This window comes from Micromonospora sp. NPDC005163, assembly GCF_053599835.1.
On sequence record NZ_JBSFYP010000018.1, the window covers coordinates 110,484 to 120,446 of the forward strand.

Consider the following 9,963-nt stretch of genomic DNA (forward strand, 5'->3'; position numbering starts at 1 on the left):
GCAGACGACGCGAGGAGTCTCACCTGGGGCTGTGGCTGGATCGCGTCGGACGCACCAGCCGTCGACGTCCGCGACACCGCATCTTCCGTACCGGCGTTCGCCCGCCCCGCGTCGAGTGACACCACTTGTGGAGAAGGGAACCACATGGTCAGGAATTCGCGAGCGGTCATCGTGCTAGCCGTTGCCGGCGCGGTGGCGATCTCTGGGACGGCGCTGGCTGGTCGCTACGCGACCAGCCCGGGCGGCGCGGAGCCCGCGGCGGCACCCTCCGGAACGTACTCGCTGTGGAGCAGCTCAGCAGTACCGGGCACGGTTACCGACCCGGACAGACAGGCCGTGGAACTGGGGGTGAAATTCACCGCGACCCAGGACGGCAGCGTCCTCGGCGTCCGGTTCTACAAGTCGAGGAGGAACACCGGCGTGCACACGGGCAGCCTCTGGGCGATCAACGGCACCAGGCTCGCCACCGTGCGGTTCACCAACGAGAGCCCGTCCGGATGGCAGTACGCCGCCTTCTCGGCCTCGGTGGCCGTCAAGGCCAATGCGCTGTACGTGGTGTCGTACCACACCAACGTGGGGCAGTACTCGGCCGACGACCGTTACTTCGCCGCAGATCGCAGCCGGGGCCCGTTGCGCGCGCCGGCCGACGGGTCGCAGGGCGCCAACGGCGTGTACCGGTACGGCGCGGGCGGATTCCCGAACCGGGGCTACCGGGCCACCAACTACTGGGTCGACGTCGTCTTCAATCCCGGCGCTCCCGCCACGTCCAGTCCTACCCCTCGACCCACGACGGCATCCCCCCGCCCCACCTCGCCGAGTCCCACCCCGACCGCGGCGCCGACGCCCAGCTCCACCCCGCCCGCACCGACTCCGACCGTCACCGGCAACCCCGACAGCACCGGTGGCGGCAGGTACCCCCAGCGCTTCTCGGTGGGCGCACCCGGGGTCGGCAGGTACCGCCAGTCCGATGCCCGCCTGCCGGTGCCGGCCGGCTACCAGGAGGTGTTCCCGCACGACACCGGGAGCAAGGAGTGGGACCTGTACGAGTGCAACGGCACCGTGAATCTCGACCACAAGTACTTCCATGCCTTCATCTACATCGGCACGAACTGTCACGGCACCGTCAACATCACGAACTCCATCATCGCGCCGCCACCGGGTTCCGCCAATCGGGCCATCCTGGTCAACGCGAATTCCTCGGGCAGCCTTCGCCTCAACATCAGCAACACGACCATCCGGCCCGAACCGGTGGGCCTGGGCATGAAGAGTGCACCGTTGACCGATCACGCGATCAACGACTGCCCCACCTGCACGATCCAGCTCAGCCGCGTCGACGTGGCGAACACCGGCGGCATGTGCCTCTGCGGGGCGGATACCACCATCGAGTACAGCTGGCTCCACGACAACTACATCGCCCACCTGGCCGACCCCTCCCAGGCCCACACCGGGGGCGTCTTCCCCTATGGCGGCACCGGTCCGCTGGAGATCAGCCACAGCCGGCTCGAGCCGGGCGTCAACGCCTACACCGGCGCGGAGATCCCCAACTACTGGCAGGCCATCACCGCCGTGCTGTTCACCCAGAGTTCGGGCGGCTCCCGGCTGCGCAACTACCAGGTCCACGACAGTTTCATCTCGCTCGGCGCCTTCGGGCTGTACGCCCAGGACGGTGAGGGGCTGCGACTGCGCGACAACGTATTCGGGCCGACGCACTGGGGCTACACGAGCCGGTGCGGGTCCGGATGCTACGTCACCTTCGCCGACTGGACGAACAACGTCGTGGGCACGATCGACGGCGCCCCGACGGCGCAGCTGGTCCCCAGACCCGCATAGGTGGTGACCACCCGGGGCGGGCGTGGTGGTACGCGCCCGCCTGCCCCGGGTTCGGTCGCCCCGTGACGGCCCGACCTAGCGGGCGGCCAGCTTGCGGAGCACGGCGACGATGTGGTCCTGGTCGTCCTCGGTCAGCGCGTGGTGCAGCGGCAGGATGAGCGAGTCGCGGGTCAGCCGCTCGGTCACCGGCAGCGGCGCGGGCGACACGTCGGCGTAGGCCGGCTCCAGGTGGGCGGCCATGATGCCGCGTCGGGCCGACACTCCGGCGGCGGCCAGCTCGGCGAGCACCTCGTCGCGGCCGGTCCCGTACTCCGGGTCGATCAGCAGCCAGAACGACTGGAAGTTGGTCTCGCCGTACTCGGGGTCGCGGACCGGGGCCAGACCCTTGAGGTCCGCCAGCAGCTCGTGGTAGCGGGCCGCCAGCGCGCGCCGGTGAGCCACCAGATCCGCGAGGCGGCCGAGCTGCACGAGACCGATCGCCGCCTGGATGTCGGTCATTCGGTAGTTGAAGGCGGTCTCCAGGTAGGCCTCGATGACCGGCTGGGAGCTGGCGTGGCGGTCGGCCGCGGAGACGTTCATGCCGTGTTCCCGCAACCGGCGCAGCCGGGCCGCCCACTCCGGATCGTCCACGGTGACCATGCCACCCTCGCCCGTCGTCAGCAACTTGCGGGGATGGAACGACCAGGCCGAGATCGTCGCGCCGGCGCCGACCGGCCGTCCGTACGCCGTCGACCCGGCGGCGCAGGCCGCGTCCTCGATCAGCGGCAGCCCCCAGCGGCCGGTGGCGTTCCGCAGCGCGGCGACGTCGAACGGCACGCCGCCCTGGTGCACCGCGATCACCGCCCGGGTCCGGGCGGTGCGCACCGCGTCGATCGTCGCCACCGTCAGGTTGCCGGTGCGGACGTCGACGTCGGCGAAGACCGGGGTGGCGCCGACGTAGCGCACCGCGTTGGCGGTGGCGATGAACGAGAACGATGGCACGATCACCTCGTCGCCCGGGCCGATCTCCAGCACCACCAGCGCCAGATGAAGTGCGGTCGTGCACGAGCTGACGGCCACGCCGTGGCCGGCGCCGACCAGGGCTGCGAACTCCTGCTCGAACCGAGCCACCCGGGGCCCCTGGGCCACCCAGCCCGACCGTACGGCGTCGGCGGCGGCCTGCGCCTCCTCCTCACCGAGGCGGGGGATCATCACCGGGATCCGGGTGCTGCTCACTTCTCGGCCCGCCACCAGTCGACCAGCCCCTGAAGCCCCTCGTGCAGGCCGATCTCGGCGCGGAAGCTCAGCTTCTCCGCGGCGGCGGTGGTGTCGGCCAGTCGGCGGGTGACGCCGTTGACCGCGCGGGCCGGACCGTGCTCGGGTGCGAGGTCGGACTTCATCACGTCGCTGAGCGCCTGGGCCAGCTCCTTGAGGCTGGTCTCGGTGCCGCTGGCGATGTTGAACACCTCGTCGGTGACGTCCGCCCGGGCGGCCAGGATGTTGGCCCGGGCGATGTCGGCGACGTGCACGAAGTCCATCGTCTGCAGGCCGTCACCGAGGATCAGCGGGGGCACACCCGATTCGATCCGCTCCATCCACCGGATCAGGACCTCGGTGTAGAGGCCGTGGATGTCCATCCGGGGGCCGTAGACGTTGAAGTAGCGCAGCGCGATGTAGTCCAGGCCGTACATGCTGTGGTAGCTGCGCAGCATGCCTTCGTTGAACGCCTTGGCGGCGCCGTAGAACGTGTCGTTGTGGTACGGGTGGTGCCGCTCGGTGGTCGGGAACTCGTCGGCGAGCCCGTACACGGAGGCCGACGAGGACAGGATGACCTTGCGGACCCGGGCGGCGGCGGCCGCCTCCAGCACGTTGAACGTGCCGTCGACCAGCACCTCGTTGGCCAGCCGCGGCTCCTCGGCGCACTGGGTGATGCGGATGGCGGCGAGGTGGAAGACCAGGTCCTTGCCGCGGGTCAGCTCGTGCACCAGCCCGACGTCGCGGATGTCTCCCTCGACCAGGCGGACACCGGCGTGCGGCAGGGCCCGGGCGAGGTTCTCCCGGCAGCCGCGGACGAAGTTGTCCAGGACGACGACCTCGGCCGCGCCGCCGGCGACCAGCTGGTCGACGACGTGGGAACCGATCGCGCCCGCTCCACCGGTGACCAGGGCCCGTGTCCCGGCGGTCTCCACCGCGCTCATGCCGCTGCTCCGCTTCGCTCCGCGCCGGACTGAGCAATTGCCCTACCGGTTTCGACGATTTGTCCGTGCACGTCTGTCCATTCGTTGAGATTGACCACTGATCCGCCACTGGCGAGGCTGCGCGAGGCGGCCTCCAGGATGGCCATCACCCGCAGGCCGGACCGGCCGTCGGTCAGGGCGGGCGTGCCGGTGCGGATCGACCGGGCGAACTCCTCGACCATGGTCCGCAGCGCCTCCCGCTCCGTCAGGGCCGGCGCCACCATGTCGCCCGAGCGGTACGAGACCAGCATGTCCCGGCGCTGCTCGTCGCCGAGCTCCTCCGCCGACGCCACGTCGACCCCGCGGTCGAAGATCGAGAGTCGCTGGCTCGGGTTGAGGTCGTCCCAGACCAAGGTCCGCTTCGACCCGCCGATGATCGCGGTCCGGATCTTCACCGGGGAGAGCCAATTGACGTGGATGTGCGCGATCGCGCCGGTGTTGAGGTGCAGCGTCAGGTAGGCGACGCAGGCCCGCCCCGCCCCGATCCGGTCCGCGCCGTGCGCGGCCACCGAGACCGGCGCCACCCCGGACGGGAGGATGAAGTCGAGAATCGACAGGTCGTGCGGCGCCAGGTCCCACATCACGTCGATGTCGCGCTGGACCAGCCCGAGGTTGATTCGTACCGAGTCGAGGTACTGCAGCTCGCCCAGTTCCCCGCCGTGCAGCAGCTCGCGGATGCGCAGTACAGCGGGCGTGTAGCAGTAGGTGTGGTCGCACATCAGCGACAGTCCCCGGCCCTCCGCCTCCGCCACCAGCGCGCGCCCCTGTTCGACGTCGGCCGCCAGCGGCTTCTCCACGAGCACGTGCTTGCCGGCCCGTAGCGCCGCCATCGCCACCTCGAGGTGGGTGCCGGCCGGGGTGGCGATGGCCACCGCGTGTACGTCGTCGTCGGCCAGCACCGTGGCCAGGTCGTCGGTCGCCTGGACTGTCGAGTAGTCACCGAGCGCGCGTCGGGCCCGGGTCATATCGAGGTCGCAGAGCCAGCGCAACCGGAATGCGTCAGAGGTCTGGAAGTTACGCACAAGATTCGGCCCCCAGTAACCGGCACCGATGACGGCAACGCCGATTGGTTCGACGGCAGCGGGCGATGAGTTCACTGATACCCGTTTCGCTAGTCAGGACAGGAAAATCCGCTGAGGGGGGAGTTGGTGGCGACGTCCATTTGGCAAGCTACCGAGGTCGTCCTCGCCAGCGCCAGCACCGACCGGGAATTCCGGCGGTGCCGCCGGGGTCATCCGGTCCGTTTGGTCTGCCCGCGCACTTCGAATGGCCCGTTCTGCGGCCACTGGGTCGGCTTTCTGACATTGCCCTTGTTGCCGACCGTCTACCGTTTTCACCCCACAGAAGATCGCCGCACCGCGGAGGGAACGAGAGATGACGGACGCCCACTGGGCATCGCACGACGGTGCGCAGATCGCCGCGACGGCCGATGTGGACGAACGTGCCACCATCCGTCCCGGCACGCGCGTCTGGCACCTGGCTCAGGTCCGCGAGCATGCCTCGGTCGGCCGGAACTGCGTCATCGGTCGCGGCGCGTACGTCGGGCCGGGCGTCCGCTTGGGCGACAACGTCAAGCTGCAGAACCACGCCCTGGTGTACGCGCCAGCGGAACTGGCCGACGGGTCTTCATCGGGCCGGCCGCGGTGCTCACGAACGACGAGTACCCGCGCTCGGTCACCCCGGAGGGGCGGCTGAAGAGCGGCGACGACTGGACAGCGGTCGGCGTGGTGGTCGGCGAGGGCGCGGCGATCGGAGCGCGGGCCGTCTGCGTGGCGCCGGTCTCGATCGGCCTGTAGGCCCTGATCGCGGCCGGCGCAGTGGTCACCCGGGATGTTCCCGACTTCGCGCTCATGGTCGGAGTTCCCGCCCGCCCGCCCGCCCGCCCGCCCGCCCGCCGGGCGGGCGGGCGAGCCGCTCGTGGCGAAGGACGACGGCCGGTGGATCTGTCCCGCCGACCGGCCCGAGCCGGCGGGGGGCTACCCCCGCCGGGGTGAACTGGCTGGAACTCGTCGGCTGGGCCGGCTCCGCGCTGCTGGTCTGGTCGCTGCTGCAGACCCGCATCCTGCGGCTGCGCGCGCTCAACCTGCTCGGCTGCCTCATCCTGATCGGCTACAACGCCGCCGTGCACGTGTGGCCCATGGTCGGGCTGAACGTGGTGCTCACGGTGATCAACGTCTGGTACCTGCGGAAGATGCTGGCCACCCGGCACGACGCGCAGATCGCCCTGCAGTCCGCCGAGCGGTGGGCGCTGCTGGTGGCCCGTCCGCTCGACCTGCTCGCCACCGTGACCCGACCGGCCGTCTGGGCCCTCGGCGCCACCAGCGACCTCGTGGTCCGGCTGGTCGGGCTCAACCCGAAGCACCAGCCGGACGAGATCGGCCCGGACGAGCTGCGCGACATCGTCGCCGGCAACCATGGCTTCACCAAGGAGCAGCGCACCATCATCGCCGGCGCCGTGGAGATCGCCGACCGGCGGTTGCGGGCCGTCCTCGTACCCCGGTTGCGGGTCTTCACGCTCGACAGCGGGACCAGCGCGGAGTCCGCGCGACTGGTGCTGGCCGCCACCGGGCACTCCCGGGCACCGGTGGTGCGCCACGGCGGCCTGGACGACACGCTCGGCGTGATCCATCTGCGTGACTTGGTGGGGGTGCCGGACGACCGGCCGGTCGACGAGATCGCCCGCCCTCCGATGCTGCTGCCCGACTCGCTGCCGGTGGTGGACGCGCTGCGCCAGTTCAAGGCCGAACGCCAGCACATCGCTCTGGTGGTGGACGAGCGCGGCGCCGTCGACGGCATCGTCACGCTGGAGGACATCCTGGAGGAGATCGTCGGGGAGATCTACGACGAGACCGACCGGGACGGCTACTCGGTGCGCCGCGAGCCCGACGGCGCGCTGGTGCTGCCCGGCACCTTCCCGGTGCACGACCTGCCGGACATCGGCGTCGAGCTGCCGTCCCGGCCGGCCGGCGACTACACCACCGTCGCCGGGCTGGTGCTGGCCCGCCTCGGCCACATCCCCACCGTCGTGGGGGAGGACGAAACCCTGGACGGCTGGGTGCTGGTGGTGGCGGGCATCGACCACCGGGCGATCACCGAGGTACGGCTGAGCCGGGTCCCCGACGAGGCGCACGTCGACCAGGACGCCGAGCCGGTGCTGGACGAGGCCCGCAGCTGAGCGGGCGCGCCGCGACGCGTGGGTGCGTCGGTTCAGGCGGGGGAGAGGTTCTGCAGCCTGACCTGGCCGCGGGCGACCAGCCGCTGGTCGGCGTCGGTGATCTCCACCTGCCAGAGCTGCTGGCTGCGACCCCGGTGCACCGGCGTGCCGACCGCCGTCAGCTCGCCCTCCCGGACCGCCCGCAGGAAGTCCGTCTGGTTGCTGACGCCGACGACGGTGCCCCGGTCGCCCAGCCAGAGCGAGCCGCCCACGCTGGCCGCGGTCTCCACCACCGAGCAGTACACCCCGCCGTGCTGGATGCCGAACGGCTGGTGCAGCTCGGGCCGGACGCGCCAGCCGATGACGACCCGGTCGGCGGTCGCCTCCTCGAACTTCAGGCCGAGCAGGGCGACGAAGCCACCCGTCAGGTCCGGCATCTCCACGGCAAACCCTCCTCGATCAACGGAGCGCAAGCCTAACTGGGGCGGCTTGCGCGAAACCCGGTACGGGTCGGTGCCGAGGATGGGGGAGAATTGGCGACCGTGACCGACAGCAGCCTTCCGCCGCCCGGGCGGGACTCCCTGACCGACGATTTGCTCTGGCGTGGCCTGATTCAGGACTCGACCGGCCTCGACGAGCTGCGCGAGCTGCTCGACGGTGCGGACGCCGCCACCTTCTACGTGGGCTTCGACCCCACCGCGCCGAGCCTGCACGTCGGCCACCTCATGCAGGTCACCATGGCCCGCCGGCTGCAACTCGCGGGCCACCGCCCGTTGCTGCTGGTCGGCGGGGCGACCGGGCAGATCGGTGACCCGAAGGAGAGCGCCGAGCGGACGCTCAACCCGCCCGAGGTGATCGCCGGCTGGGTCGCGCGGATCCGCGAGCAGTTGGCCCCGTTCGTGTCGTACACCGGCGACAACGCGGCGCGACTGGTGAACAACCTGGACTGGACCGGCGAGATGTCGGTGGTCGAGTTCCTCCGCGACGTGGGCAAGCACTTCCCGGTGAACAAGATGCTGGCGCGGGAGGTGGTGCGGGCCCGGTTGGAAACGGGAATCAGCTTCACCGAGTTCAGCTACCAGCTGTTGCAGGCCAACGACTTCTTCGAGCTGCACCGCCGGCATGGCTGCCAGCTCCAGTTCGGCGGCTCCGACCAGTGGGGCAACATCACCGCCGGCGTCGACTACGTACGGCGGCGTGGGGCCGGGCCGGTGGAGGCGTTCACCACGCCACTGGTCACGAAGTCCGACGGCACGAAGTTCGGCAAGACCGAGGGCGGCGCCGTCTGGCTCGACCCCATGTTGACCAGCCCGTACGCGTTCTACCAGTTCTGGCTGAACGTCGAGGACCGGGAGGTCGACCGCTACCTGCGGTACTTCAGCTTCCGGTCGCGTGACGAGCTGGAGGAACTGGCGAAGGCGACCGCCGAACGGCCGGCGGCCCGGCTGGCACAGCGGGCGCTCGCCGAGGAGCTGACGACCCTGGTGCACGGGCCGGAGGAGACCCGGCAGGCCATCGCCGCCAGCCAGGCGTTGTTCGGTCGGGGCTCACTGGATGAGCTGGCCCCGGAGACGCTGCGCGCGGCGCTGACCGAGGCCGGCCTGGTGCAGCTCGCCGGCGAGTTGCCGGACGTGGCGGGCCTGCTGCGCGACTCCGGCCTGGTGCCCAGCCACAAGGAGGGCCGTCGCGTGATCGCCGAGGGCGGCGCCTACGTCAACAACAACCGGGTGGCCGAGGTGGACGCCACGGTGTCACCGGCCGACCTGCTGCACGGGCGGTACCTGGTGCTGCGCCGCGGCAAGCGCTCCTTCGCGGGCGTTGAGCTGCGCGAATAGGTACCTGTCAACGGTGTGACGGGGGACGCGTCCGGCGGATTTGACGATCATCCCGCCGGACGCGTAACTTTCTCTCTGCCAGCGCGGAACGGACGAAACAGGCGAAAGTCTGAGAGGCCGGAGCGCGGTGAAGACCACCGGGTCGGAGGGGTTGCACCTCTCAGACCTGGTACCGGGTGGGGCCCCAGAGTCGCCGCGAGGCGGATTTGGTGAGGCGGAGCCGACCGGGTAAGGTTAACGACCGGCAGGGCACCGGGCGAGTTCGCGGGAAACCGCGGCGGCCGGCCTGCCGAATCCATGATGAGGGCGGCGCAAGCCGGTCGAGACATGGTGCCCGCATGACGGAGTGACGCACGACAGACCGCGAAAACAGCGGTTTGACACGGCGGAAACCGGCGGGTAACGTAGTAAAAGTGCCTGACGCCAGATGAGCGTCAGGGACACGGTACGGAAAGCCCCGAGATGGGGTCCCACTGGTTGGGGCTTTTGATCGGTGTGTGGTTGTTCTTTGAGAACTCAACAGGGTGCTTGAAAAGCCAGTGCCAATTATGATTTATAACCCGGACTGGTGGTCCTTTTGGATTGCTGGTTGGGATTCCTTTGGCAACACTTTTGTTGTCAGGATGCTGTTCGACAAGTTTTTGTTGGAGAGTTTGATCCTGGCTCAGGACGAACGCTGGCGGCGTGCTTAACACATGCAAGTCGAGCGGAAAGGCCCTTCGGGGTACTCGAGCGGCGAACGGGTGAGTAACACGTGAGCAACCTGCCCCAAGCTTTGGGATAACCCCGGGAAACCGGGGCTAATACCGAATATTACTGGGTCTCGCATGGGATTTGGTGGAAAGTTTTTCGGCTTGGGATGGGCTCGCGGCCTATCAGCTTGTTGGTGGGGTGATGGCCTACCAAGGCGATGACGGGTAGCCGGCCT

Annotated in this window: 9 protein-coding genes, 1 rRNA gene and 1 pseudogene; 7 read left to right on the forward strand and 4 right to left on the reverse strand. The window is 69.7% G+C overall.

The genetic code is table 11. The annotated features are described in order from the left end of the window. Positions 1 to 144 precede the first annotated feature (144 nt). Positions 145 to 1,830, forward strand: a complete 1,686-nt coding sequence (locus ACWD6N_RS15165; protein ID WP_387325549.1) for a DUF4082 domain-containing protein — start codon at positions 145 to 147, stop codon at positions 1,828 to 1,830. Between the two features lie 75 nt (positions 1,831 to 1,905). Here the strand turns inward: ACWD6N_RS15165 and ACWD6N_RS15170 are convergent, their stop codons facing one another. The 3 genes from ACWD6N_RS15170 to ACWD6N_RS15180 are packed head-to-tail and all read right to left on the reverse strand — an operon-like array spanning position 1,906 to position 5,143. Further along, positions 1,906 to 3,045, reverse strand: coding sequence for a DegT/DnrJ/EryC1/StrS family aminotransferase (locus ACWD6N_RS15170; RefSeq protein WP_244298828.1), 1,140 nt, complete (start codon positions 3,043 to 3,045; stop codon positions 1,906 to 1,908). After that, a complete protein-coding gene (locus ACWD6N_RS15175) occupies positions 3,042 to 4,007 on the reverse strand; it encodes an NAD-dependent epimerase/dehydratase family protein (protein ID WP_450004920.1) in 966 nt (321 codons plus the stop codon). Before ACWD6N_RS15175 ends, ACWD6N_RS15170 begins: the two co-directional genes overlap by 4 nt. Next, positions 4,004 to 5,143: a Gfo/Idh/MocA family protein gene (locus ACWD6N_RS15180; protein WP_387325543.1), complete on the reverse strand. Its 1,140-nt coding sequence runs from the start codon at positions 5,141 to 5,143 to the stop codon at positions 4,004 to 4,006. Before ACWD6N_RS15180 ends, ACWD6N_RS15175 begins: the two co-directional genes overlap by 4 nt. 277 nt (positions 5,144 to 5,420) lie before the next feature. Here ACWD6N_RS15180 and ACWD6N_RS15185 point away from each other — a divergent pair, with 277 nt between their 5' ends. The 4 genes and pseudogenes from ACWD6N_RS15185 (at position 5,421) to ACWD6N_RS15200 (ending at position 7,221) form a co-directional block, all read left to right on the forward strand. Then, positions 5,421 to 5,741, forward strand: coding sequence for a DapH/DapD/GlmU-related protein (locus tag ACWD6N_RS15185; protein WP_354964323.1), 321 nt, complete (start codon positions 5,421 to 5,423; stop codon positions 5,739 to 5,741). After that, positions 5,690 to 5,842 carry an LbetaH domain-containing protein gene (locus tag ACWD6N_RS15190; RefSeq protein WP_387325912.1) on the forward strand — a complete coding sequence of 51 codons (153 nt, stop codon included), beginning with the start codon at positions 5,690 to 5,692 and terminating at the stop codon, positions 5,840 to 5,842. The genes ACWD6N_RS15185 and ACWD6N_RS15190 overlap by 52 nt, the downstream gene beginning before the upstream one ends. Positions 5,843 to 6,036: 194 nt before the next feature. Further along, positions 6,037 to 6,261: pseudogene (locus tag ACWD6N_RS15195) on the forward strand (hypothetical protein); the annotation flags it as partial. Beyond that, positions 6,238 to 7,221, forward strand: a complete 984-nt coding sequence (locus tag ACWD6N_RS15200) for a hemolysin family protein (protein WP_450004921.1) — start codon at positions 6,238 to 6,240, stop codon at positions 7,219 to 7,221. The pseudogene ACWD6N_RS15195 and the gene ACWD6N_RS15200, both read left to right, overlap by 24 nt. Before the next feature lie 32 nt (positions 7,222 to 7,253). Here the strand turns inward: ACWD6N_RS15200 and ACWD6N_RS15205 are convergent, their stop codons facing one another. Then, a complete protein-coding gene (locus tag ACWD6N_RS15205) occupies positions 7,254 to 7,637 on the reverse strand; it encodes a PaaI family thioesterase (protein ID WP_208869982.1) in 384 nt (127 codons plus the stop codon). Between the two features lie 105 nt (positions 7,638 to 7,742). Between ACWD6N_RS15205 and tyrS the strand changes: the two genes are divergently transcribed. Then, on the forward strand, positions 7,743 to 9,035 hold the full coding sequence (gene tyrS, locus ACWD6N_RS15210) for a tyrosine--tRNA ligase (protein WP_354964326.1): 1,293 nt from the start codon (positions 7,743 to 7,745) through the stop codon (positions 9,033 to 9,035). A gap of 641 nt (positions 9,036 to 9,676) precedes the next feature. Then, positions 9,677 to 9,963, forward strand: a 16S ribosomal RNA gene (locus tag ACWD6N_RS15215); the annotation flags it as partial.

What these genes read in the sequence shown, in the direction of transcription:
- ACWD6N_RS15165 (WP_387325549.1), top strand. Translation starts at nt 145, where the DNA reads ATGGTCAGGAATTCGCGAGCGGTCATCGTGCTAGCCGTTGCCGGCGCG.
- ACWD6N_RS15175 (WP_450004920.1), bottom strand. Translation starts at nt 4,007, where the DNA reads ATGAGCGCGGTGGAGACCGCCGGGACACGGGCCCTGGTCACCGGTGGA.
- ACWD6N_RS15185 (WP_354964323.1), top strand. Translation starts at nt 5,421, where the DNA reads ATGACGGACGCCCACTGGGCATCGCACGACGGTGCGCAGATCGCCGCG.
- ACWD6N_RS15200 (WP_450004921.1), top strand. Translation starts at nt 6,238, where the DNA reads ATGCTGGCCACCCGGCACGACGCGCAGATCGCCCTGCAGTCCGCCGAG.
- ACWD6N_RS15205 (WP_208869982.1), bottom strand. Translation starts at nt 7,637, where the DNA reads ATGCCGGACCTGACGGGTGGCTTCGTCGCCCTGCTCGGCCTGAAGTTC.